Annotated in this window: 22 protein-coding genes and 1 tRNA gene; 3 read left to right on the forward strand and 20 right to left on the reverse strand. The window is 72.3% G+C overall.

Annotated elements, in window-relative coordinates:
* Positions 1 to 69 precede the first annotated feature (69 nt).
* Positions 70 to 1,422, forward strand: a complete 1,353-nt coding sequence (locus IH09_RS09755) for a glycosyltransferase 87 family protein (protein ID WP_052855722.1) — start codon at positions 70 to 72, stop codon at positions 1,420 to 1,422.
* Here the strand turns inward: IH09_RS09755 and phsA are convergent.
* The 10 genes from phsA to IH09_RS38905 all read right to left on the reverse strand — a co-directional run bounded on the left by phsA (position 1,352) and on the right by IH09_RS38905 (position 8,675).
* Positions 1,352 to 3,187: an O-aminophenol oxidase PhsA gene (phsA, locus tag IH09_RS09760; RefSeq protein WP_052855723.1), complete on the reverse strand. Its 1,836-nt coding sequence runs from the start codon at positions 3,185 to 3,187 to the stop codon at positions 1,352 to 1,354. The two genes, IH09_RS09755 and phsA, sit on opposite strands and share 71 nt — an antisense overlap.
* Before the next feature lie 255 nt (positions 3,188 to 3,442).
* Entirely contained in the window at positions 3,443 to 3,676 is a 234-nt protein-coding gene (locus IH09_RS09765; RefSeq protein ID WP_030413843.1) for a hypothetical protein, read from the reverse strand.
* 3 nt (positions 3,677 to 3,679) lie between these two features.
* Complete coding sequence (locus tag IH09_RS09770; protein ID WP_052855724.1) at positions 3,680 to 3,931, reverse strand: hypothetical protein; 252 nt, start codon at positions 3,929 to 3,931, stop codon at positions 3,680 to 3,682.
* A gap of 157 nt (positions 3,932 to 4,088) precedes the next feature.
* A tRNA-Ala gene (locus IH09_RS09775) sits at positions 4,089 to 4,161 on the reverse strand.
* A 112-nt stretch (positions 4,162 to 4,273) separates the two neighbouring features.
* A complete protein-coding gene (locus IH09_RS09780; protein WP_052855811.1) occupies positions 4,274 to 4,927 on the reverse strand; it encodes a histidine phosphatase family protein in 654 nt (217 codons plus the stop codon).
* Positions 4,924 to 5,358: a ribosome silencing factor gene (gene rsfS, locus IH09_RS09785; protein WP_052855725.1), complete on the reverse strand. Its 435-nt coding sequence runs from the start codon at positions 5,356 to 5,358 to the stop codon at positions 4,924 to 4,926. The genes IH09_RS09780 and rsfS overlap by 4 nt, the downstream gene beginning before the upstream one ends.
* Before the next feature lie 230 nt (positions 5,359 to 5,588).
* Positions 5,589 to 7,499, reverse strand: coding sequence for a LytR C-terminal domain-containing protein (locus IH09_RS09790; protein ID WP_052855726.1), 1,911 nt, complete (start codon positions 7,497 to 7,499; stop codon positions 5,589 to 5,591).
* Between the two features lie 36 nt (positions 7,500 to 7,535).
* On the reverse strand, positions 7,536 to 8,147 hold the full coding sequence (nadD, locus tag IH09_RS09795) for a nicotinate-nucleotide adenylyltransferase (RefSeq protein ID WP_052855727.1): 612 nt from the start codon (positions 8,145 to 8,147) through the stop codon (positions 7,536 to 7,538).
* 51 nt (positions 8,148 to 8,198) lie between these two features.
* A complete protein-coding gene (locus IH09_RS38900) occupies positions 8,199 to 8,357 on the reverse strand; it encodes a hypothetical protein (RefSeq protein ID WP_165484690.1) in 159 nt (52 codons plus the stop codon).
* A 162-nt stretch (positions 8,358 to 8,519) separates the two neighbouring features.
* A complete protein-coding gene (locus IH09_RS38905) occupies positions 8,520 to 8,675 on the reverse strand; it encodes a hypothetical protein (RefSeq protein ID WP_165484691.1) in 156 nt (51 codons plus the stop codon).
* Positions 8,676 to 8,806: 131 nt separating this feature from the next.
* Here IH09_RS38905 and IH09_RS09800 point away from each other — a divergent pair, with 131 nt between their 5' ends.
* On the forward strand, positions 8,807 to 9,922 hold the full coding sequence (locus tag IH09_RS09800; RefSeq protein ID WP_052855728.1) for a M48 family metallopeptidase: 1,116 nt from the start codon (positions 8,807 to 8,809) through the stop codon (positions 9,920 to 9,922).
* Here the strand turns inward: IH09_RS09800 and IH09_RS09805 are convergent.
* From IH09_RS09805 to proB, 5 genes are all read right to left on the reverse strand, one after another.
* Entirely contained in the window at positions 9,885 to 11,015 is a 1,131-nt protein-coding gene (locus IH09_RS09805) for an SCO2583 family membrane protein (protein ID WP_052855729.1), read from the reverse strand. The two genes, IH09_RS09800 and IH09_RS09805, sit on opposite strands and share 38 nt — an antisense overlap.
* Before the next feature lie 119 nt (positions 11,016 to 11,134).
* Positions 11,135 to 11,791, reverse strand: coding sequence for an SCO2584 family spore wall biosynthesis protein (locus IH09_RS09810; protein WP_052855730.1), 657 nt, complete (start codon positions 11,789 to 11,791; stop codon positions 11,135 to 11,137).
* A gap of 61 nt (positions 11,792 to 11,852) precedes the next feature.
* The gene (locus tag IH09_RS09815) at positions 11,853 to 13,121 is read right to left on the reverse strand and encodes a glutamate-5-semialdehyde dehydrogenase (protein ID WP_052855731.1); all 1,269 of its coding nucleotides are present in this window, start codon (positions 13,119 to 13,121) and stop codon (positions 11,853 to 11,855) included.
* Between the two features lie 115 nt (positions 13,122 to 13,236).
* Positions 13,237 to 13,734 carry a hypothetical protein gene (locus IH09_RS09820; protein ID WP_052855732.1) on the reverse strand — a complete coding sequence of 166 codons (498 nt, stop codon included), beginning with the start codon at positions 13,732 to 13,734 and terminating at the stop codon, positions 13,237 to 13,239.
* A gap of 364 nt (positions 13,735 to 14,098) precedes the next feature.
* Complete coding sequence (gene proB / locus IH09_RS09825; RefSeq protein ID WP_094795030.1) at positions 14,099 to 15,217, reverse strand: glutamate 5-kinase; 1,119 nt, start codon at positions 15,215 to 15,217, stop codon at positions 14,099 to 14,101.
* Positions 15,218 to 15,651: 434 nt separating this feature from the next.
* On the opposite strand from proB, the gene IH09_RS09830 reads away from it, so the two are divergent.
* Positions 15,652 to 17,712: a hypothetical protein gene (locus IH09_RS09830; protein WP_052855734.1), complete on the forward strand. Its 2,061-nt coding sequence runs from the start codon at positions 15,652 to 15,654 to the stop codon at positions 17,710 to 17,712.
* A gap of 105 nt (positions 17,713 to 17,817) precedes the next feature.
* Here the strand turns inward: IH09_RS09830 and obgE are convergent, their stop codons facing one another.
* The 5 genes from obgE to IH09_RS09855 all read right to left on the reverse strand — a co-directional run bounded on the left by obgE (position 17,818) and on the right by IH09_RS09855 (position 25,142).
* Positions 17,818 to 19,254, reverse strand: a complete 1,437-nt coding sequence (gene obgE, locus IH09_RS09835; protein WP_052855735.1) for a GTPase ObgE — start codon at positions 19,252 to 19,254, stop codon at positions 17,818 to 17,820.
* 168 nt (positions 19,255 to 19,422) lie between these two features.
* Positions 19,423 to 19,680, reverse strand: coding sequence for a 50S ribosomal protein L27 (rpmA, locus tag IH09_RS09840; protein ID WP_009717948.1), 258 nt, complete (start codon positions 19,678 to 19,680; stop codon positions 19,423 to 19,425).
* Between the two features lie 14 nt (positions 19,681 to 19,694).
* Positions 19,695 to 20,015, reverse strand: a complete 321-nt coding sequence (gene rplU, locus IH09_RS09845) for a 50S ribosomal protein L21 (RefSeq protein WP_052855736.1) — start codon at positions 20,013 to 20,015, stop codon at positions 19,695 to 19,697.
* A gap of 222 nt (positions 20,016 to 20,237) precedes the next feature.
* Positions 20,238 to 24,119 (reverse strand): Rne/Rng family ribonuclease, encoded by a 3,882-nt coding sequence (locus IH09_RS09850; protein ID WP_052855737.1) that lies wholly within the window; start codon positions 24,117 to 24,119, stop codon positions 20,238 to 20,240.
* 219 nt (positions 24,120 to 24,338) lie between these two features.
* Positions 24,339 to 25,142, reverse strand: a complete 804-nt coding sequence (locus IH09_RS09855) for a TIGR03936 family radical SAM-associated protein (RefSeq protein ID WP_052855738.1) — start codon at positions 25,140 to 25,142, stop codon at positions 24,339 to 24,341.
* Positions 25,143 to 25,239: the final 97 nt, after the last annotated feature.

Consider the following 25,239-nt stretch of genomic DNA (forward strand, 5'->3'; position numbering starts at 1 on the left):
AGGCCCCGGGACACCACGCGGGATACGCTCGGCCGTCCGTGCCCGATTCGTCCTGGGGAGCCGTACGCCGTGACCGCGCTGGAGCTGGAACAGTCCGCCGACCCTCGCGGCCCCGGCCTCCGCAGGGGCTTCGTCCACCGTCATCCGACCGCGATGGCGGCCCTGGCCTGCCTTGTCTCCTTCGCCGCCTTCTGGACCGCTCAGCGCCTGGCGCACGTGACGATGATCGACCTCATGGTCTACCGCGCCGAGGGCTGGACCGCCCGCAACGGCGCGGACCTCTACGACATGGTGGCGACCTCGGCGCATCTGCCCAACACCTATCCGCCCTTCGCGGCGCTGCTGTTCACACCGCTGACGCTGTTCGGCATCCCGACCATGCGCACCCTCGCCACGGCCGGCAACCTCCTGCTGCTGGTCGCCGTCGTCCAGCTCTCCCTCCGTCTGGTCGGCCGGCCCCGGCGGCTGCCCCGTCCCGCGGCGGCCTTGGCGCTCTCCGCGCTGCTGGTGTGGTGCGAGCCGGTGTGGACGACGCTGCGCTACGGGCAGATCAACCTCCTCCTCGCCGTCCTGGTCCTGTGGGACCTGACCCGCAAGGACACCAACCGCTGGGCGGGCATCGGCATCGGCATCGCCGCCGGGATCAAGCTCACCCCGGCGCTGTTCGCCGTCTTCCTGGCGGTGGCCGGCGCCGTCCGCGGCTGGCAACTGCTGCGCTCGGGCGCCGGGGCACGCGCCGCCTGGAACCCCTGGCTGCGGCAGGCCGCCGTCGCCACCCTGACCTTCCTCGGCACCGTCCTCCTCGGCGCCCTCGTGCTGCCCCGCGACGCGCTCCGCTTCTGGACCGAGATCGTGTTCGCCGCCGACCGGGTCGGTGAGGTGGAGATCACCGCGAACCAGTCGCTGCGCGGCGTCCTCGCCCGGCTGCTGCACACCCACGACCCGGGAATGGCCTGGCTCGTGGCGGCCGGTCTCACTGCCGTACTCGGGCTGGCGCTGGCCGCCGGGGCGCTGCTGCGCGGGCAGCGCGCCTGGGCGGCCGTCGCCTGCGCGGCGACCGCCCTGCTGGTCAGCCCGATCTCCTGGTCGCACCACTGGGTGTGGTGCGTGCCCGCGCTGATCCTGCTCGGCTCCGAGGCGCTCGCGCGTACCGGCTCCGCCGCCCGCCGCCGGTGGGCGGCGACCGCCGCGATGGGCCTCCTGTTCTGCTCGTTCGCGCTGTGGTGGGTGCCGCACCGCTGGCACCAGCACGAGGAACTGCACCAGAACGGCGTCCAGATGCTGCTCTCCGGCGGTTACCCGATCGCCGGTCTGGCGCTGCTCGCGCTGACCACGGCCCGGCTGTGGCGGCTCAGCGGACGTGGTGGCCGTGGCTCCCGTCCGGCTGATGGTGGTGGAACTCCAGCGCCTCCGGCGGCATGACCACGAAGGGGCGCATCATCCCCATGTCCTCGTGCTCCAGCAGATGGCAGTGGTACATGAAGCGGCCCCGCGCACCGCGGAACTGGCCGATCACGTTCACCATCTGGCCCGGCGGGACCTGGATGACGTCCTTCCAGCCCCGGTCGCCGGGGGCTATCGGCGCCGCGCCGCCGTACTCCAGTGGCGCGCGGGTGCCGCCGAGCTCCGTGTCGAAGGGGCTCTCCGGGTCCGCCGGATAGATGTCCCGGCTCAGGACCTGGAAGTCGATCAGGTGGATGTGCATCGGGTGCGTCCCGGCGCCGCCGAGGTTCAGGAAGCTCCACTGCTCCCAGTCGCCGTGGCGGACCATGAAGCCCAGCGTGTCATCGAACATCCGGCCGCCGCGCTGATACGTGCGCACCACCCCGTCGGCGCCCTTGACCTGGATGACCCCCTCGCCGGGGACGCACACCGTGCCCGGCTCGGCCTGCCGCATCTCCCAGATCTCCGGATGGCCGCCGCCGACCGGCCCCGGCGGGGTGAGCACGACCAGCCGGTGCTGATGCCTGGGCGCGGTGTCGTGCGTGAGCCGCTCGAACGACGAGGAGAGCACCGCCGGGAGCACGAATCCGTCGGCGGCCTTCTGCTCCCCCACCCGGAACTGCATCACCTGCGGATACGCCACCCCCGGCGCGTCGTTGACCAGCCGGAGCGTACGGCCGCGCAGCCGTCCGAAGTCGATCAGCAGGTCCATCCGCTCGGCCGGAGCCACCGAGAGGGCGCCGTCCACCGCCAGTGGCCGCGGCAGCAGCCCACCGTCCGAACCTATCTGGTGCACCGCACCGGTGACCTGCTCCCCCGTCTCGTCGTCCACCAGCCGGAGGGTGAAGGTACGGGCGTTGGCGCCATTGAGGAGACGGAAGCGGTACCAGCGCGCGTCGACCTTCGCGTACGGCCAGATCGTGCCGTTGACGAGGGTGTACGGGCCGGCGAACGGCGTGGTGATGTTCCTGCCCTGCGCGTCGGTACCGATGACCAGCGTCTTGTGCAGCAGACGGCCCGTCAGCCTGCCGTCCTCGTCCGTGTCGAGGTTGCGGTCCTGGATGACGAGCGGGATCTCGTGCTCCCCGGCGGGGAGTTGGAGGGCGTCCTCCTCACCGTCCCGGACAAGATACATCCCGCACAGGCCCGCGTAGACGTTCCAGCGGGTGATGTCCATGGCGTGGTCGTGGTACCACCAGGTGGCCGCGCGGTGGTCGTTGGGATACTCCGACAACTGCGCGTCCCCCTGCGCGACGGCGTTCTCCGTCCAGCCGTCGTTGCCGCCGCCGGTCACGGCGCCGTGCAGATGCGTCACGACCCAGGCCGGCAGGCGGCCCACCCCCTCGACGACGGTGGCACCCGTCCGGCCCGGTACGTCGGTGGGCAGCGGTGCTCCCGGTACGGCCCGCGCCTCGGCCGCGGTCACCGGATAGGCGCCGGTGAGGCGGTTGACCCAGGCGATGCGCAGTCGCTCGCGGCGCCGTACCTCGATGGTCGGCCCCGGGTAGTGCCCGGCATACGCCCACACCTTGGTCGGCGGAAGCTGGCTGTGCAGCCGCACCCAGGTGGTTCTCAGCTCGATGTCGATACCGCGTCCGGCTCCGCTGCGGCCGGGCCGCAGGACCGGCGGTACGCGCAGTGCGTCGATGAACGGCGTCAGTCCGGCCGCGGCTTCCCGCTTTCCGTTCCGCTCGGCGCCGTCGGCCGTACCCGTCCGAGCAGGTTCGATACTCATTTCCGTCATGTCGCGACCCCCGTGTCGCTTCCCCCGTTACCGCCGGCCGTTTCCGGCGGCAGCTCTTGTGCTCTCCAACGCCCCGCGGGTACACGGCAGTTCCACCCCGCGCGAAAACCACGGAAAAATCATGGACCGAGAAACCGGGAACGGAAGACTCGGAACAGAAGACCCGGAGCCCGCGACGGGCCCGGCACCGCGGGCGCGCACACAGCCCTGACGGAGCGCCACGGCCCACGCCCGGACCGCCCCTCGCGCCCCGGTTCAGGCCGTGGCGAAGGAGTAGAAACGCTTCAGCGTGCAGTGCTCGTCCAGCAGCCGCCCGTAGATCGGCTCCCCGTCGAGTTCGCGGTAGGTCTCGATCGGGTCGCCCTTTATGACCAGGGCGCGGGCGCATTCCTCGCACCAGTACTGGTAGTCGGTGTTGACCGGTTCCATGTCACGGACGATCGGCGTACCGCTGCCGCACCAGTCGCATTTCCTGCTGTGAGCCCCCATCAGTCAGCTCCAACTGTGGCCGCAGGCCGTGCAGACGAAGGAGATGTCTCCGTTGTCGCCCAGCATCTGCGCGATATGGGGCGAACCGCAGGAGGGGCACCGCAGCGCCGAACCCTCACCGCCGCGGCATCCTCCGGACGCGGGACCGTCGGCGGGGCGGGGCCGTCGGAGCGCGGCTGCGGGCCGCCGGGCGGCGCCGGGCACCTCGACCGCTTCGAGCAGGTCATCGGCCTCCTCAAGGGAGCTTGTGGGCATCGCGGTCTCTCCTCCCCTGCCGACGCCGTCCGATTCTGCCACGGACCGCCGACGGGGGCAGTCCCCCCTGAGCGCGCCCCCATAACGCAGTGATCCCGTCCCCTCGCGTTCCAGTGTCGGGCACTGGCTCCGCGAGGAGACGGGATCATCCGGGCTGTGGAGCTAAGGAGAATTGAACTCCTGACCTCCTGCATGCCATGCAGGCGCTCTACCAACTGAGCTATAGCCCCGGGTCTTGTTCCGCTCCCCCGGGTTTCCCCCGGCGGCGCCGCGAACAAGAAGAACTTTAGCCTGCGACCTGCCCAGATGTGAAATCCGGTCGGCCGGCCCCGGTCACGGGACTCAGGCGTCGTCGCCGAGCACCGGCTCCGGCAGGGTGCCGGCGTTGTGCTCCAGCAGGCGCCAGCCGCGCGCGCCCTCACCCAGCACGGACCAGCAGCAGTTCGACAGGCCGCCCAGGCTCTCCCAGTGCGGGGAGTCCAGGCCGAGCAGCCGCCCGATGGTGGTACGGATCGTGCCGCCGTGGCTGACGACGACCAGGGTGCCGTCGTCGGGCAGCTTGCCGGCGTGGTCGAGCACGACCGGGGCGGCCCGGTCGGCGACCTCGGTCTCCAGCTCACCGCCGCCGCGCCGCACCGGCTCACCGCGCTTCCAGGCGGCGTACTGCTCGCCGTGCCGCGCGAGGATCTCCTCGTGCGTCAGCCCCTGCCAGGCGCCCGCGTAGCTCTCCCGCAGCGCCGCGTCGTACGTCACGTCGAGACGGGTGAGCACGGCCAGCTCGCGCGCCGTAGCCCCGGCCCGCTGGAGGTCGGAGGCGACGATCGCATCCGGTTTGAGGGCCGCGAGCAGCCGGGCCGCGCGCCGCGCCTGCCCGAGACCCGCCTCCGTCAGCTCGATGTCCGTCGAACCCTGGAAGCGGCGCTCCAGATTCCACGCCGTCTGGCCGTGGCGCCACAGGACTATGCGGCGGCCCCGGCCGCCATCGGTGCCGTTCAGTGCAGCTCTCCGTCCCGTTCGCCCGCCGTCGCCTCGGCGTGCGCCGCGGCCTTGCCGCGGGTGGCCTTGGCCTCCTCGGGGAGATCGATCTCGGGGCAGTCCTTCCACAGGCGCTCCAGCGCGTAGAACACGCGCTCCTCGCTGTGCTGGACGTGCACCACGATGTCGACGTAGTCGAGCAGCACCCAGCGGGCCTCGCGGTCGCCCTCGCGGCGCACCGGCTTGACGCCGAGGTCCTTGCTGAGCCGTTCCTCGATCTCGTCGACGATCGACTTGACCTGGCGGTCGTTGGGCGCCGAGGCCAGCAGGAAGGCGTCGGTGATCGAGAGGACGTCACTGACGTCGTACGCGATGATGTCGTGCGCGAGCTTGTCGGTCGCTGCCTGAGCGGCGGCGTTGATGAGCTCGATGGAGCGGTCCGTGGCGGTCACAAGCGGCTTTCCGGGTCGGGGGCGGCTTTTCCGGCCGGGGCACGCGGTCCGCGGCAAGGCCGCGGCGCGCCGCGGGCCCGCATGGGCGGCCGGATCGGCGGTCAGGTACCCCTCAAGGGTCTCACGGACCGCCGACACTCCCGGATGCCTTTTCGAACCGGCTGGTCAGCGCGGTACCGAGGCCGCCCGCGCGGACCGGGGCGACGGTCCGCCCCGGTCCGCGCGCCGGGTCAGCCCGTGAAGTCCTTGCCCAGCACGACGGTGACATCGGCATTCGGGGCGCCCTTGCCCTGCTTGACGGCGCCCGCGGGCAGCCCCAGCGTTTTGGCGACCTCCGCAGCCTGCGCCTGGTGGCCGGCGTCCGCGTACGTGACCTCGGACGCGGCCCGTGCCGTCCCGTCGGTGCCGTCGTCGACGACGGTGTAGCCGCCGTTGACCAGCGTGGCCTGCGCCTTGGCGCCGGTGCCCTTGCCTCCACTGGCGTTGCGGACCGCGACCCGGACGCTCGCCCCGGGGTCCGTCTTCTTGACCGTGCCGCCGAGCACCTCCTTGACCACCGTGTCCGCGACCGTCTGGCTGAGCGTGCCGTCCGCCTGCACGGAGAGCACGGTGGTGCTGTACGCGCCGGCCTTGGCCAGCTCCGCCCGCTGCGCCAGTGAGCTGCCCAGCTGGCCCTCGGTGAGCGGCGGGTCCAGCACCTGGAGCAGCGACTTCACGGTGGCCGTGGCGCCGTCCGCGTCGGTGGAGACCTTCTTCAGGGTGGCCTGCATGACCTGCCCGAACCGCGCCAGCTGCTTGGGCTGCGCCTCGCCCGGAGCCTGGTAGGTGGCGTACGCGACGGCCGCCTGCCCGTTGAGGACCTGCGCGCTGCCCTGTTTGACAACCGGAGGGCCGTCCTTCTTGGCGTCGGGGACGGTGGCGTCCGTGTCGAGGGTGATGCCGCCGACGGTCTCGACGAGGTTCTCCAGATACGGGGTGTCCAGCCGCCAGCTGGCCTTGAGGTCGGCGCCCAGGAGGGTGTTGAGGGACTCCCGGGTCGGTTCGGTGCCCGTGTCCTTGACGGACTTGCCGAGCGTGGTGGTGGTCCCGTCGTCCTTGGAGACGATGAGGCTGTTGGGCAGGAGGACGGTGGTGCCCTTGTGGGTGGTCTCGTTGTCCACCAGCAGCGCCGTCGAGCTGTTGCCGGTCTTGGTGTCCCGCAGGTGCACGACGAGTACGTCGCGCTTCTGCCCGGCGCCGGCCGCGGCCGGGCCGCTGTCCGCGCCGGAGAGGCCCGGCAGCATGCCCGCCCACCACAGATAGCCCACGCCGCCGACGACCAGCAGGGCCAGCACGACGGACAGCACGACGATGCGGCTGCGGCCGCGCCGCTTGGCCTCCTCGCGCCGCTCGGTGCGGCTCTCGCTGAACTTCAGCCAGTCGATGACGTCTTCGGAGTCCTCGTCCGGCTCCTCGATGAACGAGAACTGCTCGGTGCGGTAGTCGGGGGCCGAGGAGGCGGCCGGAGCGGACGCGGCGGGCGAAGAAGGCGAAGCGGATGAGGAAGGAGAGGCGGGAGGCGCGGGGGCGGCCTGGGGGGCCGCGGAGCCGGACGGGGTGCCGGTCGTCTCCGCGCCGTCGGACGGGCCGCGCTGCGCCGGCGGCCGGTGCTCCTCGTACCGCTGCGGCACCGGCTCCTGGTAGAGCTGCCCGTCGTACGGGATCTGCTCGTACGACGGCTGCGACGCCTGCTGCGGGATCCACTCCTGTTGCTGCTGTTGCTGCTGCTGGTAGGGCTGTTGCTGCTGGGGCTGGGCGTACGGGTCGTACTGCTGGGGATAGCCCGGCTGCTGCGCCTGTCCATTGCCGTAGGCGTCGTAGCCGTACTCCTGATGGCCCTGATACGGCTGCTGCCCCTGGTACTGCTGCGGGTCCGCGCCCGTACTGCCCCCGTACGGGTCGTAGGGCGCGGCGGCGACCGGCCGGCCGTACTGGTCGTACTGGCCGTGGTGCTGCTGCTCGTAGGGCTGCTGCGACGTGTCGTGGTACACCGGCTGCCCGTAGGCGTCATAGGTGTGGTTCGGCTGCCCCTGCTGCCGCGGGGCATACGGGTCATGGGCATACGGGTCGTGCGGCCCGTACGGATCCTGCCGATCGCTCACCGGTGCCCCTTTTCCGTCAGCATTCCGTCGGCCCCGTCAGCGGTGGTGGCGGTACAGCTCTTTTTTGTCGATGTAGCGCACCACACCGTCCGGCACCAGGTACCAGACCGGATCCCCCTGGGCGACGCGGGCCCGGCAGTCGGTCGAGGAGATGGCCAGCGCGGGCACCTCGACGAGCGACACCGCACCGTCGGGCAGTCCGGGGTCCGCGAGGACGTGGCCGGGCCTGGTCACCCCGATGAAGTGGGCCAGCGACACCAGTTCGTCGGCGTCGTGCCAGGTCAGGATCTGGCCGAGGGCATCGGCACCGGTGATGAAGAAGAGGTCCGCGTCGACGTGCTCCGCGCGCAGATCACGCAGGGTGTCGATGGTGTACGTCTTGCCGCCGCGGTCGATGTCGATGCGGCTGACGGAGAACTGCGGGTTCGACGCGGTCGCGATCACCGTCATCAGATACCGGTCCTCGGCCGGGGACACCGTCTTATGGCTCTTCTGCCACGGCTGCCCGGTGGGGACGAAGACGACCTCGTCGAGGTGGAACTGGCTGGCCACCTCGCTGGCGGCGACCAGGTGTCCGTGATGGATCGGGTCGAACGTGCCGCCCATCACTCCGAGTCGCCGCTTCACGGGCTCTGTGTGCTCTCCCATGCGTGCAGACCCTACTGGGCGACGCGCGATGCCGGAGGCCGGGTGCCGGGCTCAGCGGTCCCGGTTGAAGCGGGTCACGATCCAGAGCAGGAGAAGCAGGGCAATCAGGGCGCCGCCGCCGGTCACGAACGGGCTCAGGCTGGCGTGGTTGCCACCCTCCCCGGCCTCGGCGAGGGAAACCAGGGGCTGTGCGGTGCTGTACAGGCTCATCGTCGGCAGGACCAATCCGGGCTGGGGTCGGACAGAGACTTCCGCCACATCGTATGCGTGGGCTCACCGCGGGCTCACGGCGGCTCCACCCGGGAGCGCCCGCGAGCGCCCGGCGCACCTTCCGGCAGCCGGTCCGGGACCGCGCCGGAGACCGCCTCGGGATCAGTCCTGGTTGTTGCTGTAGCCCCGGAGCAGGAACCACGCGAGGAGGGCGGCGCCGATGACGCCGACGATGATCACGGTGCGCAGGATCCAGCCGGGGCCGTCGGCCCGGCTCGTGTCCTGGACTGCCGCGAGCAGCACGCTCGGATTCAGCATGACGGTGCGCTCCCTTGTGTACGGGGCCGGTGCGGCCGTGGTGCGATCGCCAGCGTACGCCCGAGCATCCATTCTCCTGTCAGTGGCGTCCTCTACGCTGAACACACGCAGTCGAACAGGGGGAGGCCCCAATGACGGAGAGCCCAGACGGCAGCGAGCGGGTACCGAGCCGGGACCGCAGGCGGTTCCCCGGGATCTCGTCCCGGTCGTACGAGCACCCGGCGGATCGTTCCGCGCTGGTGGCGCTGCGCAAGCTGAGCGGATTCGACACCGTCTTCAAGACCCTCAGCGGCTTGTTGCCGGAGCGCAGCCTGCGGCTGCTCTTCCTGTCGGATTCGGTCCGGGTCGGCGAGCAGCAGTTCGCCCATCTCAACGACATGCTCCGCGACGCCTGCCACATCCTGGACCTGGAGAAGGTCCCGCCGATGTATGTCAATCAGGACCCGCAGCCCAACGCCATGTGCATCGGCCTGGACGAGCCGATCATCGTGGTGACGACCGGCCTGGTCGAGCTCCTGGACGAGGAGGAGATGCGGGCAGTCATCGGCCATGAGGTGGGCCACGCCCTGTCCGGGCACGCGGTCTACCGCACGGTCCTGCTCTTCCTGACGAATCTCGCCCTGAAGGTCGCCTGGATCCCGCTGGGCAATGTCGCGATCATGGCGATCGTGACCGCGCTGCGCGAGTGGTTCCGCAAGTCGGAGCTCTCCGCGGACCGCGCCGGACTGCTGGTCGGGCAGGACCTCGAAGCGTCGATGCGCGGGCTGATGAAGCTGGCCGGCGGCAATCATCTGCACCAGATGAACGTGGACGCGTTCCTCAAGCAGGCCGAGGAGTACGAATCGGGCGGCGATCTGCGCGACTCCGTGCTGAAGATCCTCAATGTCCTCCCGCGCAGCCACCCCTTCACCACCGTGCGCGCCGCCGAGCTGAAGAAGTGGGCGGCCAGCCGCGACTACCAGCGCATCATGGACGGCCACTACCCGCGCCGTGACGAGGACAAGGACGCCTCGGTCTCCGACTCCTTCAAGGACTCCGCGACGCATTACGCCGACACCGTGCGCAACAGCAAGGACCCGCTGATGGGCCTGGTGCGTGATATCGCGGGCGGCGCCGGCGATCTGGGCGGCAAGCTGCGCGACACGGTCTTCCGCGGCGGCTCCCGGCCCGGCGGCTCCGGCCCGGCGGGCGGCAAGGGCTCGGGCGGCGCTAACGGATCGGATGGCTCGGGTTCGGCTGAGAAGTAGCCGCCAGCTCACCGCAGAGCGAGGGGCCGACCCGGCCGTGGGCGTAGGGATCGGTGCCCGCCGGCCGGTCGGTCCCGGCGTGCTGCCCCGCCAGCAGCGGGCTCAGCACATCGGCCGGGTCCGACGAGCAGGCCACCGGCCCCGCCTGGAGGCTGCTCTGGAGGACCTCCAGGCGGTGCTCGTTGAGGTCGCTTCGGCTGATGCGGAAGTGCACCTCGCGCCGGACGGTCAGCAGCGAGGCGGCGCCCGGTGTGGCCTTGCCGATGCCGTGGCCCGCGGGGGCGTTCAGCTGGGCGGCGCCCGGTGCGGCCCGTACGGCGTAGACGAAGGTGTAGTCGGCGGAGACTTCCAGCGCGTCCGGGCTCAGCTCCGCCGCGGAGAGCGTGCCGTCGACCCGTACGTTCCGGTCGGCGAGTTCGGTCTGTCCCGGGTCGAAGCGGATCAGCCAGCCGGTCGCCGCGTAGCGCCCGTCATCGGCGGGGTGCGCCAAGCTCCGGTCGAACTGGTCGAGTTGGCCGGTGTCGAGCAGCAGCCGCACCGGGCGGACGGATCCGCCGGTGAGGGTGGCCGGGTCGATCGAAGAACGGACGAGGTAGTCCTTCGCGATGGTCAGCGCGGAGACCACCTGGCTGTCGGAGAAGTGCTGGGTGCGTTCGACGGACGGCAGATTGACGCCCGCGGCGCCGATCCGGAAATGCGCCGCCGGGCTGTGCGTGAAGAGATCGTCAGGAGTCGCGCCGGGCACGGCCCCGGCCGGCGCGAGCGGTACGACCGAGGACCGCAGCAGCTGCACGGGCGACACGTCGGGGGCCTTGTAGGGGTGGCGCACGCCCATGTAAACGGCCGTGCCGAAGGCCAGCACGATCAGTATCACCAGCAGCAGTGCCTGCCGGGAGCCGCCGATCCGCAACCAGCGGTGGCGGGTCTTCACGGCCGGCGAGTGGTGCTCGCCCAGCCGCTCATCGGCGGAGAATTCCTGAAGCCGCGCAGCGCGCACGAACGACTCGTCGAAAACAACGGATCGGTATTCGTCCTCACCGCCTCCCGGGGCGCCGTCGGGCGTCCCTTCGGGAGGGTCACCAGGCCCGCTCATACAACAAGGGTAGGTCTGCGACGCCGGTCGTAAACGCGCAGTCGTGCGATAAATTCACCGGACAGCTCCGTTTTCCCGGGCGGTTTTCCGGGTAATGCGCCACGAATTTTGCCGGGAAATCAGCGCGCCCGCGGCGCCGCGGAGGCCGACGGCGGCGCGGAGCCGACCGGTGCGGCCGGCGGCAGGCCGGGGCGCACCGTTCCGACACCGTCCGTACCGCTGGCGGCGGACGCGTCCACTCCGCTGGAGGCGGGCGACGGCGCCGGGCCCTGCGTCCGGCCGGAGGCCCCGCGGTAGACGGCGCTGAAGGCCAGCGCGACCAGTCCGATGCCCATCACCACGGCCAGCACCCAGGCCACCGGCCGGTGCCAGCGGGCGCTGCCGCGGTAGGGGCGCAGGGCCCCGCCGTAGGGGCCGTACGGACCGTGCGGCGCGTACGGCCCGTACTCGTCGTATTCGCGGTACGCGTCCGGGTTGTCGGCATCCGGGCCCCGGCGACGGCCGCGGCCGCGCGGGCCGGCGGCACCGTCCGGGCCGTCCACGCCGTCGGGGCCGAACCCGACCCCGGGGCGGGCCGCCTCGGCCTCCGCGCACGCCTCCGCGGCGGCCAGCATCCGCTCCGCCGCGGAAGGCTCATGGATCCGTGCGGCCCGCACGAAGTCCTCGTCGAAGACCACGGAGGCGAACTCTTCATCCGCTTCTCCGTGGCTCCCGTGGTGGTGCTCACTGGGCTCTTCGCCGTCCGGGAACGGCTTGCCCCCCACGTCGTCCGGCACCCGTCCAGGGTAGCCCCGGAGGGGTGTTTTGGGCAGGGAGAACGGCGAATCCGCAGGGGGTTCAGCGGGTGTGGCCGTCTCCGGTGACGATGTACTTCGTGGACGTCAGCTCCGGCAGTCCCATGGGGCCGCGGGCGTGCAGTTTCTGCGTCGAGATACCGATCTCCGCGCCGAAGCCGAACTGGCCGCCGTCCGTGAAACGGGTGGAGGCGTTCACTGCGACCGCCGCGGCATCCACCAGCCGGGTGAACCGGCGGGCGGCGGCCTGCGAGGCGGTGACGATCGCCTCGGTGTGGCCGGAGGACCAGCGCCGGATGTGCGCCACCGCCGCGTCCAGGTCGGGCACCACGGCCGCCGCGATGTCGTACGAGAGGTACTCCGCCGCCCAGTCCTCGTCCGTGGCGGGGGCGACGAGGCCGGGGCCCGCCTGCTGCCAGGCCGCGTCGCCGTGCACGATCACCCCGGCCTGGGTCAGCGCCTCCAGGGCCCGCGGCAGGAACCGCTCCGCGATCCCGGCGTGCACCAGCACCGTCTCGGCGGCGTTGCACACGCTGGGCCGCTGCGCCTTGGAATTGACGAGGATGTCGATCGCCATGTCGAGGTCGGCGGCTTCGTCTACGTAGACATGGCAGTTGCCGGTACCGGTCTCGATCACCGGGACGGTGGACTCCTCGACGACCGTACGGATCAGGGCGGCGCCGCCGCGCGGGATCAGCACATCGACCAGACCGCGGGCGCGCATCAGCTCGCGCACCGAGTCACGGCTCTCGCCGGGCACCAGCTGCACCGCGTCGGCGGGCAGCCCGGCGCTCTCGACGGCGTCCCGCAACACCGCCACCAGCGCGCTGTTGGAGGCGTACGCGGAGGACGAACCGCGCAGCAGCACGGCGTTGCCGGACTTCAGGCACAGGGCCGCGGCGTCCACCGTCACATTCGGCCGGGCCTCGTAGATGATCCCGATCACGCCGAGCGGCACCCGGACCTGGCGCAGGTCGAGGCCGTTGGGCAGGGTCGAGCCGCGCACCACCTCGCCCACCGGGTCGGGCAGCGCCACGACATCGCGGACATCCGCGGCGATCGCCGCGATCCGCTCGGGGGTGAGGGTGAGCCGGTCCACGATCGACTCCGCGGTGCCCGCGGCCCGCGCCTTGGCGACGTCCTCGGCGTTGGCGGCGACGATCTCGCCGGTCCGCGCCACCAGGGCGTCGGCGATGGCCAGCAGCGCTCCGTCACGGGCGGTGCGCGGCAGTGGCGCCAGAAGGGCGGCCGCCTCCTGGCCGCGGCGGGCGGTTTCGAGGACGGGCGAGGAGGACGATGCGCTGCTGGTCATGGCCGCAGCCTAGCCGGACGGCGGGGCTGCGGCCGGGGCCGGTTCACCGTGCGGGACCGAGCCCGGCGGGAGGGGTACGGACCCGGATGCGGCCACGCGCGGGCCCGGTGCCCGTTCAGTACGGATGGACTCCGACCGGTGACGCGGGCGGCGGGCCGTACCCCTCCGCGAGGCGCTGGTGGTAGGTCGCGCGGTCGATGACCTCCAGGCCGACGATCTCCCACGGCGGCAGCCGGGCCGTCGAGCGGTGCTCGCCCCACAGCCGCAGCGCGACCGCCGCGGCGTCGTGGAGGTCCCGCGCCTCCTCCCAGTAGCGGATTTCGGCGTGGTCGTGGGCGTACCGGCTGGTCAGCAGGAAGGGGTGGTCGTGGGCAAGCTGTTCCAGCGCCCGCCGGACCTCCGCCAGGGGAGCCTCCGCCCCCGAGACGCTCAGCGTGACGTGCCACAGCCGGGACACCTCCCGGCGCTCGCCCCGGGGCGCCGCCCGCGCCGCCCCGCTCCGCTCCACGCGCTCGGTGTCGTCCGGCCCGTCGGCGTCCTCGCCGGTCCCGACGCTGGTCAGGGTGGGCCCCGCCGTCCCTCGGGGCAGTGCCCCTGGGCGCCCTCGTCTCACCGGCGGCCTCCTGTGCTGCGCATCGTTCCGCCCTCGGGGGTGCGGAGCCGATGGGTACGGTCGTTCTCCGTCGTGCGCGCTGTCGCGCCGGGGGCGCCGCTCACCTGCGGCGCCCCGCTTCAAAGTTGACCAGCCCGCGGGCCCTCGCGGGGGCGTTTTCGAGAAGGTCTCCGTGGAAAGGCTGGTCCTCGCGCCGCGGCGCGGACCGTGTTTGCCGGCGCTCCCCTGTGTTTTCCAGCGCTTACCGGCGTTTACCGGAATTCCCCGCGCCTCAGCGCATCGGCGTCGCGGTGTTTCCGGGTGTTCTCGGACTCCGGTACTCCCGGTACCCCCGGCGCTCCCGGTATTTCCGCGCCGCGAGCCGTCAGTGGTGCAGGACCACCAGGTCGTCGCGGTGCACGACCTCCCGCTCGTACGCCGGTCCCAGCTCGCGGGCGAGGTCCCGGGTCGAACGCCCCATCAGGCGGGGGATCTCCCGGGCGTCGAAATTGACCACCCCCCGGGCGACCGCACGGCCGGTGACGTCCCGCAGCTCGACCGGGTCCCCGGCGGCGAACTCGCCCTCGACCGAGGCGATACCGGCCGGCAGCAGTGAGGAGCGCCGCTCGACGACGGCCCGTACCGCCCCGTCGTCCAGGACGAGCGCACCGCGCGGTGTGGAGGCGTGCGCGAGCCACAGCAGCCGGTCCGCGGAGCGCCGGCCGGTGCGCAGGAAGTGGGTGCCGGTCGGGCCGCCGGCCAGCGCCTCGGCGGCGTGCACGGCCGAGGTGAGCACGACGGGGATACCGGCCGCGGCCGCGATCCGGGCCGCCTCGACCTTGGTGACCATGCCGCCGGTGCCGACGCCGGCCCGGCCCGCGCTGCCGATGGAGATGCCCTCCAGGTCCTTCGGCCCGCTGACCTCGGCTATCCGCGAGGTGCCGGGGGTGGCCGGGTCACCGTCGTAGAGGCCGTCCACATCGGAGAGCAGGACCAGCAGATCGGCGCGGACGAGGTGGGCGACCAGCGCCGCCAGCCGGTCGTTGTCGCCGAACCGGATCTCGTCGGTGGCGACGGTGTCGTTCTCGTTCACGATCGGTACCGCGCCCATGGCCAGCAGCTGGTCCAGCGTCCGGCAGGCGTTGCGGTAGTGAGCCCGGCGGCTGGTGTCGTCGGAGGTCAGCAGGACCTGTCCGACCCGGCGGCCGTAGCGCGCGAAGGAGGCGGTGTAGCGGGCGACCAGCAGTCCCTGGCCGACGCTGGCGGCGGCCTGCTGCCGGGCCAGGTCGCGGGGGCGCCGGTCCAGCCCCAGGGGCGCCAGGCCGGCCGCGATGGCACCGGAGGAGACCAGTACGACCTCCTTGTCCTGGTACTTGGCCAGGACGTCCACCAGCGCGTCCACCCGGTCCGCGTCCAGTCCCCCGGCCGCCGTGGTCAGCGAGGACGAGCCGACCTTCACCACGACCCTGCGGGCGTCCGTCACGTCCTGCCTTGCGCCTGCCACCTGCGTACCCCTGTGCTTGCCGGTCCCGCTGCCGTACGGGCGATCCCGTACGGCGGCCCTCTGCAGGCAATCTACGGCAGGGCGGCCGGTCGCCGCGCCGGCATATCGCCTGGCGGACGCCGTCGCGGACACTCCCCGGGGCCGCCCGGGACGGCCCGCCGGTGCGTCACCGCCGGGTGCCGCGCACGCCATTCACCGCTTCCTCAGGTCTTTCTCAGAATCTTTTAAGACGGCGGTAACACCCTTTAGGTTGCGTTCGATTGATCCGGTTTCGCGGTGATGAGCACCACAGCAGATTGTCACCAAGACCAACAAGGTCTTACGGTCGGGTGTCCCTCGGTCTGTTTCGCCGCCCCGGGCGGCGTCGCGGCGGGGGGATCCGGCCGCCCCCAAGGCCCTCCTCCGACCTTCCTTGCTGCCAGGAGCCCTTCCCCGTGCCTTCCGCCGGAACCGCCCCCCGCCGAGCCGTCCAGCTCGCGGCCCTGATCGCGATGATGGCCGCGTTCATCGCCCAGCTCGTCGGCGCGCTGCTGCCCGTCGTTCCGCTGTTCATCGCGGCGTCCGTGGTCAATCTCGGTCTCGACCTGGTCCTCCAGCACACCCAGCCCGGCCTGCTCTCGCTGCTCGGCCGCGTCCGCTTCGACGTCACGGTCCGCCAGCTGCTGCGCGACATGCTCATCCTCGTCGCCCTGCTGAACATCGACGGCATCGATCCGCTGGAGGAGCAGGCACCGCTCGCCATCACCCTGCTCCTCTTCTACGGTTCGCACTTCGCGTGCCAGGCCGTCGCGGTGCTGGTGCGCCGGACCCGCACCCTCCCGTTCGTGACGCGGAACATCGACGTGTCCGCGCTGCGCCTGTCCGACGCCCCGCCGCGCATCCTCTACCGCCAGACCGGCCGGCGGCTGCTGTGCTTCGCGGTCCCCACCACGGTGGGCATGATGTTCAGCGCGCTCACCACGGAGGTGTACTGGGGCGGCATCGGCATCGCCGTCTCGCTGGCCTGCGCCGTCGGCGGCACGCTCCATCTGAGCCGCTGGCTGCTGCCGGGGAAGCGGGCAGCGGGCGAACGGCGCGCCCTGGCCTGGCTGGACGACTGGCTGGCCGCGTACCGGCCGACGACCGGTATGTACTTCTCCGGCGGCTCCGCCTCCGCCTACCAGGCCAACATGTGGCTGAGCACCCTCGCCGGCCTGGACGGCAAACCGGTCATCGTGCTCCGCGAGCGCTTCATGGTGCAGAAGATCGAGGCCACCGACATCCCGGTCCTGTGCATCCCGAAGGTCGCCCATCTGATGCGTCTGGAGCACTCCACGCTCAAGGTGCTGCTGCACCCGGCGAACTCCGGCAAGACCTCGCAGATCCTGCGCATCCCCTCCGTCAAGCACGCCTTCATCAACCACGGCGAGAGCGACAAGCTGTCCTCCTGCAACCCGTACGCGAAGGCGTACGACGAGGTGTGGGTGGCGGGTCCGGCGGCCCGGGAGCGCTACCAGCTCGCCGACATCGGCGTCGAGGACAAGGACGTCGTCGAGGTCGGCCGCCCCCAGCTGGCCCCCGTCGAACCGTACGAGGGGGCCCCGCTCGGCCGCTTCACGACGGTGCTGTACGCGCCGACGTGGGAGGGCTGGGACGGCAACCCGGGCAACACCTCGGTGATCCTGGCGGGCGAGAACCTCGTCCGCGCACTGCTCGCCGACCCCGCGGTGCGGCTGCTGTACAAACCGCACCCGATGACCGGTTCGGTGGACCCGCGCGCGGGCGCCGCCGACGCCCGCATCCAGGCGCTGATCGCGGCGGCCAACAGCGGGCGCGGCGGTGCGCTGCCCGGCCCACGGGCCGCCGCCGAGCTGGCCCGCCGCACCGCGGAGCTGGACCGGCTGACCACCGCCGCCTTCCGCAAGAGCGCGGACGAGCTGGAGCGGATGCGCCTGCAGGGCACCCCGGAGCCGGGCCGGGCCGCCGCCGTCGCGGCCGCCGTGACCGCCTGGGAGCACGCCTACTGGGACTCCTTCCCGGAGTGGGAGCACCGCGTCGTCACCACCGTCCGCCCCGGCGTCTTCAGCTGCTTCAACCAGGCGGACGTGCTGATCAGCGATGTCTCCAGCGTCATCTCGGACTACCTGGCCAGCGGGAAGCCGTACGCGGTCGCCAATACCTCGGGGATGGCCGAGGCGGACTTCCGGGCGAACTTCCCGACCGTACGGGCGGCGGCGGTCCTGACGCCCGGGGCGGACGGCGTGGCCGCGCTCCTCGACACGGTCCGCCACCCCGAGCGGGACACCCTCGCCGCGGAGCGCGCCCGGCTCAAGGAGCAGCTGCTCGGCCCCTCGGAACCGCCCTCCGCGGTCCGCTTCGGCCAGGCCGCGCTGGACCTGTGCGCGAAGGCCGACGAGCGCCGCGTCCGGCTGGAGCGCCGGCTGTCCGGTATCCCCGGCCAGCGCTCCCAGGAGGCCGCGGACACCGGCCGCACCGACCGCAGCCCGGCCCGCTGAACCGCCCCTGAACTGCGCGAACGGCCCCCGGGAGGAGATGTCCTCCCGGGGGCCGTGCCGTGTTGTGCTGTGCGATGTCGTACCGAAGCGCCGTACGGGCCGTCCTCAGAAGGGCCGGAAGCCCTCGTACTCCTGGTCGGACTCGTCGCGCTCCGCGTCGCGGTCGCGGCGGCGCTGTGCGGCAGGACGGGGCGCCTCCAGACGGTGGTCCTCGCCGCGTCGGCCCAGCATCTCCGCACCGGCCGCCATCGTCGGCTCCCAGTCGAAGACGACCGCGTTGTCCTCGGGGCCGATCGCGACGCCGTCGTTGGCCCGCGCACCCGCCTTGAGCAGCGCGTTCTCGACACCGAGGCGGCTGAGCCGGTCGGCGAGGTAGCCGACGGCCTCGTCGTTGCTGAAGTCGGTCTGGCGCACCCAGCGCTCGGGCTTCTCACCGCGTACGCGGTAGAAGTGATCGCCTTCCTCGGTGACCGTGAAGCCCGTGTCGTCCACGGCCTTCGGGCGGATGACGATACGGGTGGCCTCCTGGACCGGCCGGGCGGCGCGGGCCTGCGCGACGATGTCGGCGAGCGCGTAGGAGAGTTCCTTCAGGCCCAGGTGGGCGACGGCCGAGACCTCGAAGACGCGGTAGCCGCGCTCCTCCAGGTCGGGGCGGATCATCTCGGCGAGGTCCTTGCCGTCCGGGATGTCGGTCTTGTTGAGGACGACCACCCGGGGCCGGTTCTCCAGGCCGCCGTACTGGGCCAGCTCCGCCTCGATCATGTCGAGGTCGGAGACCGGGTCGCGGTCGGACTCCAGCGTCGCGGTGTCCAGGACGTGCACCAGGACCTCGCAGCGCTCGACGTGCCGCAGGAACTCCAGGCCCAGGCCCTTGCCCTGGCTGGCGCCGGGGATCAGCCCGGGGACGTCGGCGATGGTGTAGACGGTCGAACCGGCCGTCACCACGCCGAGGTTGGGCACCAGGGTCGTGAAGGGGTAGTCCGCGATCTTCGGCTTGGCCGCGGAGAGCACCGAGATCAGCGAGGACTTGCCGGCGCTCGGGTAGCCGACCAGCGCGACGTCCGCGACGGTCTTGAGCTCCAGCACGATGTCCCGCTCCTCGCCGGGCTCGCCGAGCAGCGCGAAACCGGGGGCCTTGCGGCGGGCGGAGGAGAGCGCGGCGTTGCCGAGGCCGCCGCGGCCGCCCTGGCCCGCGACGAAGGTGGTGCCCTGGCCGACCAGGTCGGCGAGCACCGTACCGTCCTTGCCGAACACGACCGTGCCGTCCGGGACCGGCAGGACCAGGTCCTGGCCGTTCTTGCCCTCGCGGTTGTCGCCCGCGCCCGGCACGCCGTTGGTGGCCTTGCGGTGCGGGTGGTGGTGATAGTCGAGGAGGGTGGTGACGTCCTGGTCGACGACCAGGATTACATCGCCGCCGCGGCCGCCGTTGCCGCCGTCCGGGCCGCCGAGCGGCTTGAACTTCTCCCGGTGAACGGAGGCGCAGCCGTGGCCTCCGTTACCCGCGGCGACGTGCAGCTCGACGCGGTCCACGAAGGTGGTCATGGTGGGTGCCTCCAGATAACTACGGGAATGTCTCTGTACTAACACGCCAAAGGCGGACCGGCCTTCCCGCTCTCGCGGGAAAAGGCGGTCCGCCCTCGGAGTGGTGCCGGGTGGAACCGGGGCGTAACCCCCCGGATCTCCAGCAGAGCCGTTACGGCCGGGCCGTAATTACTCGGCGACCGGAACGATGTTGACGACCTTGCGACCACGGTGGGTGCCGAACTGCACCGCGCCCGCCGCCAGGGCGAACAGGGTGTCGTCGCCGCCGCGGCCGACGCCCGTGCCCGGGTGGAAGTGCGTGCCGCGCTGGCGGACCAGGATCTCACCGGCGTTGACGGCCTGACCGCCGAAGCGCTTCACACCGAGCCGCTGAGCATTGGAATCGCGACCGTTCCGAGTGGACGATGCGCCCTTCTTATGTGCCATGTCTCCTCAGTCCCTTACTTCGCCGGAGCGTCGATGCCGGTGATCTTCAGCGCCGTGTGGAGCTGGCGGTGGCCGATCCGCTTCTTGTAACCGGTCTTGTTCTTGTACTTCTGGATCCGGATCTTGTCGCCCTTGTGGTGGTCCACGACCTCGGTCTGGACCTTCACGCCGGCCAGGACCCACGGGTCGCTGGTGACCGAGTCGCCGTCGACAACCAGCAGCGTCGAGAGCTCGACGGTGTCGCCGACCTTGCTGGTGGAAATGCGGTCAACCTCGATGACGTCGCCAACAGCAACCTTCTGCTGGCGTCCGCCGGTGCGCACGATCGCGTACACGCGGAACTCTCTTTCGCTAGGTTCGGATCCTCTGATGCCAGCCGCTCACATGAGCTCGGGAAAGGCTCATGAAATCCGAGGGACGAGCGGCCTCTCTCGGCGGACCGAGAGGTCTTTGCTCAGGGGTTTGGTGTCACAGACACCGACGGTCAAGGTTACGGGGCCTTGACCAGGGGGTCAAACCGGCCCCGGACCGCGGACGGTCCGGGGCGCGGGTGCTGCTCAGTCCTCCGCCGGGGCCGACACCGAAGTCGGCGCGGACTGCTCGGCGGCCGCGGTCTTCTTGGCCGCCGCCGTCGTCTTCTTGGCGGTGGTCTTCTTGGCCGTCGTCTTCTTGGCGGTGGCCTTCTTCGCGGTGGTGGCCTTGGCCGTGGCGGTCTTCTTCGCCGCGGTCTTCTTGGCGGTGGTGGTCTTCTTCGCCGCCGCCTTCTTCGCCGGGGCCGTGGCCGTGGTCTTCGCCGCGGTCTTCTTGGCGGCCGTCTTACGGGCCGCCGCCTTCTTCACGGTCTTCTTGGCCACGGGCTCGGCCTCGGCAGCCTCGACGGGCTCCGGTGCCTCGGGGACCTCGACGGTCTCCGGGACCTCAACCGGCGCCTCGGCGACCGGCTCCACGACCGGCTCGGCAGCCTGCTCGGCGACCGGCTGGGCCACCGGCGTCTCGACCACCACGGTCACCGCGCCGTCGTCGGAGACCTGCGGCGAGCCCGCCGGAGCGGTCACCTTGCGGGTCGCCCGACGGCGCGCACGGGGCGGCGCGGGCTCCGCGACCGGCGCCTCGACGGGCTCCGGCTCGGGGGCCGGCGCGGCCACCGGCTCGGTGGGCACCACGATCGCGGCGGCCTCCGCGGCCTTGGGGGCGCCCGCCGGGGCGGACACCTTCCGGCTCGCGCGACGCCGGCCACGGCCGCGTCCGGCGGCCGCCTCGGCCTCCGCCGGGCTGCTGAACCATTCGTCGGCCTCGGCCACCGCGGGCTGGAGCTCGGCCTCGGTCACCGGGGCGGGCTCCAGCTCCGGCGCGACCTCGACCGCCGCGAAACCGTCCTCGTGCTGGTGGTCGGGCTGGACGCCGTTGCCGGCCTTGCCCTTCTTCTTGCGCTTGCCGCCACCGCCGACCGACGTCGGCTGGTCCATGTGGACGATCACACCGCGGCCGTTGCAGTGCACACAGGACTCGGAGAAGGACTCCAGCAGACCCTGGCCGACCCGCTTACGGGTCATCTGGACCAGGCCGAGCGAGGTGACCTCCGCCACCTGGTGCTTCGTACGGTCCCGGCCCAGGCACTCCAGCATCCGCCGCAGCACGAGGTCCCGGTTGGACTCCAGCACCATGTCGATGAAGTCGATGACCACGATGCCGCCGAGGTCGCGCAGCCGCAGCTGACGCACGATCTCCTCGGCCGCCTCCAGGTTGTTCCGGGTGACGGTCTCTTCGAGGTTGCCGCCCTGACCGGTGAACTTCCCGGTGTTGACGTCGATCACGACCATCGCTTCGGTCTTGTCGATCACCAGCGAACCGCCGCTGGGCAGCCAGACCTTGCGGTCCAGCGCCTTCATCAGCTGTTCGTCGATGCGGTACGTCGCGAAGACGTCGACATCCGAAGTCCACTTCTGGAGCCGGTCGGTGAGGTCCGGCGCGACGTGCGCGACATAGCCGTGGATGGTCTCCCAGGCGCCGTCGCCGCTCACGATGACCTTGGAGAAGTCCTCGTTGAAGATGTCGCGGACGACCCGCACGGTCATGTCCGGCTCACCGTAGAGCAGGGTCGGCGCGTTGGAGCTGCCGCCGCTCTTGGCCTTCTTCTGGATCTCTTCCCACTGGGCCTGGAGCCGCAGGACGTCACGCGCCAGCTCGTCCTCGCTCGCACCCTCCGCGGCGGTACGCACGATGACGCCCGCGTCCTCGGGGACGATCTTCTTGAGGATCTGCTTCAGCCGCGCCCGCTCGGTGTCCGGGAGCTTGCGGCTGATACCGGTCATCGAGCCCTCGGGCACGTAGACGAGGTAGCGGCCGGGCAGCGAGACCTGGCTGGTGAGCCGGGCGCCCTTGTGGCCGATCGGGTCCTTGGTGACCTGCACCAGCACCGACTGGCCGGACTTCAGCGCGGTCTCGATGCGCCGCGGCCCGTTGGCCATGCCCAGCGCCTCGAAGTTGACCTCGCCGGCGTACAGCACGGCGTTGCGGCCCTTGCCGATGTCGACGAAGGCGGCCTCCATCGACGGCAGGACGTTCTGCACCTTGCCGAGGTAGACGTTGCCGACGTACGACGTCGCCTGCTCCTTGTTGACGAAGTGCTCCACGAGCACGTTGTCCTCAAGGACGCCGATCTGGGTGCGCTCGCCGCTCTGGCGCACGACCATCACGCGCTCGACGGCCTCGCGGCGCGCGAGGAACTCCGCCTCGGTGATGATCGGCACCCGGCGGCGGCCCTGCTCACGGCCCTCGCGGCGGCGCTGCTTCTTGGCCTCCAGGCGCGTCGACCCCTTGATCGACTGGACCTCGTCGGCGCCGGTGCCGCCCTCGTCCTTCTTACGGGGCTCGCGGACCTTGACGACGGTGCGCTCCGGGTCGTCGCCCTGGTGGCCCTCGGCCTCACCGGAGTCACCGCTGCGACGGCGGCGACGGCGGCGCCGACGGCTGCTGCTGGAGCCGCCGCCGTGGTCGTCGGCCTCGTCCTCGTGCTGCTCCGGCCGGCCGACGGCCTGCTCGTCGCCCTCCTCGGGCTCCTCGTCCGCCTCGGCGGGCTCCCGCTCGGCGGCCGGGCGGCCCTCGGCGGGCTGCTCGTCACCGTCGGCGGCCTCACCGCGACGGCGGCGACGGCCACCACGGCGGCGGCGGCGCGAGGGACGGTCGCCGGACTCGTCGTCGTGCCCGGTGTCGATCTGCTCGGCCTCGTCCTCGGCCTCGGGCTCCTCGTCCGCTTCGATCTCCTCGACCGGGGCGGCCGCCACCGGCTCGGGCTCGACGGGCGCGCCACGGCGGCGCCGACGGCGCGGGCCGCCGGTCACCGGCTGCTCCTCCTGGACCTGCTCCGGCTCGGCCGCCTCCTCGGTCTCCTGGCGGGCGGCGGCAGCGGCGGCCGCGGCCGCGCTCTCCGGGGTCTGGAACATCGGCTCGGTGAAGACCGGCGCCTGGAAGACGGCGGACGGCGGACGCTGCGCCCGGCGGCGGCCGCGCACCGGCGCCTCGGCCGCGGGCTCCTCCTCGGCGCGCTGCGCCTCGGCGACGGGCTCCACGGCGCGCTCGGCGCGGCGGCGGCCCCGGCGCTTGGGCGCCTCGGCGGTCTCGGGCTCGGCCTCCGCCTCGGCGGCCGGTGCCTCGTCGGCGGCCTGCGGCGCGAGAGCCGCGGCGGTCACCTTGCGGGTGGCCCGGCGGCGCGCACGGACCGGCTTGACGGGCTCGGCGGGCTCGGTGGCCTCGTCCTCGTCGGCGGCGGCCGGGCTCTCGGCCGGAGCGGCGGGCTCCTCGACGGCGCTCAGCGGAGCACCGGCCGGAGCGGTGGCCTTACGGGTGGCGCGGCGACGGCCACGGGCGGGCCGGGCGTCGTCCTCCTGAGCGGCCGGGGCCTCGGCGGCGGCGCTCTCCACGGCGGGCTCGGGCGCCTCGGCGGCGGCCGGCTCCGGACGGGCATCGGCCTGCGGGGCGCCGGCGGGGGCGGTGGCCTTACGGGTCGCCCGGCGGCGGGTACGGCCGCGCGGCGCCTCGTCATCGGACTGCGGCGCCTCGGCGGCGGGCGTCTCGGGGGCCGGGGTCTCGGCGACGGCCGGTGCGGCGGCGGGCTCCTCGACGGCGCTCAGCGGAGCACCGGCCGGGGCGGTGACCTTACGGGTCGCGCGGCGGCGGCCACGGGCGGGCTTGGCGTCCTCGCCGGCGGTGACCGGGGACGCGGCGCTCTCCTCGGGGGCGGTCTGCTGCGCCGCGGGGGCTGCGCTCTCGGCGCTCACCACCGCGGACGCGGCGGCGCTGCCGGCCGCCGGCGGACCGGCCGGCCGGGATGCCGCACGGCGCCTGCGGCGCGGCGGCAGCGTGCCGCTGGGCGACGCGCTGTCGTCGGCGCCGCGCTCCGCGGGCTGGATGGGTTCGGTGGGCTCAATTGATTCGAGCATGCGGGCGGTTCTCCCGTCACGCTCCCGGGCGCCGCGCCTGATTCCGGCCGCGGTCCGCGTGATGTGCGCGGTTCCGCTGTCCGGGGCGTGGGCGCCGCACGGGAGCTGTCGTCTCGCTCGCCGGGCCGTAGGTCGGGGACCGGCGAAAGTCTCCTGGTCAGTGCGTCTGCCGGGCCGGGGATGGTGCCCTGGCTGATCGGCGACGCGACGACGGCGGTCCTACGCGGTACCTTCCCCGGAAACTGCCGGGGAGGCCCCACTCGGCACCTTCGCGGCACTCAGCCCGGCGGCCGTTGAGGGGGCGGCCGTGGCAGCGTCGCGGTCGGGCGCCAACGGGTCGGTCACCGTGCCGGACTCCTCATCGAGCAGCCCCTGCGCCAGCCTGGTCACCGCTGCGGGGACCGGCGGCGCCAGGTCGGCCGTAGCTCGGAGGCCGGACAGGACGTCGTCGGGTCGAACGGCAGGTGTCAGATGCCGAACAACCAGCCGCAGTATCGCACAGGCATTGCCGTCGGGCCTATCGCTCTCGGAGCGGACGGTCTCCAGGCGGGCCACCGCGGCCCGCGTGTCGAAGGCCCGCATACCGTTTTTCGTCCGGCGCTCGACCTGCACCTCTTCCGCGGCGAGGAACGCCGCGACGGCGCGCTCCGCCGTCTCGGTCCCGACCCCGTCGAGCCGGATCTCCCACACCGACGCCTGGAGCCGGTCGGCGAGGCCGCTGGTGTGCGCCTCGACGGCGTCGGTCACATCGAGCCCGTCGGGCAGCGACGCGTTCAGCAGCTCGCGCAGCGGCGCCGGGTCGCGGCGGGCGGTGAGCTGGATCTCCAGGTATTCGGCCTCACTGCCCGTGCCCGTCGGGGCGGCGTTGGCGTACGACACCTTGGGGTGCGGGGTGAAGCCCGCCGAGTAGGCCATGGGGACCTCGGCGCGGCGCAGCGCCCGCTCGAAAGCGCGCTGGAAGTCGCGGTGGCTGGTGAACCGGAGGCGGCCGCGCTTGGTGTAGCGCAGTCGGATGCGCTGCACCGCCGGTGCGGGCGGCGGGCCTTCGGGCTGTCGCTTGCCCAGGGCTACTTCTCCTTGGTGTGAGGGCGCTGCTGGACACCACTCCCGCGGGGGAGTG

Origin of the sequence: Streptomyces celluloflavus, assembly GCA_000720995.1 — a bacterium.
GTDB lineage: Bacteria > Actinomycetota > Actinomycetes > Streptomycetales > Streptomycetaceae > Streptomyces > Streptomyces celluloflavus.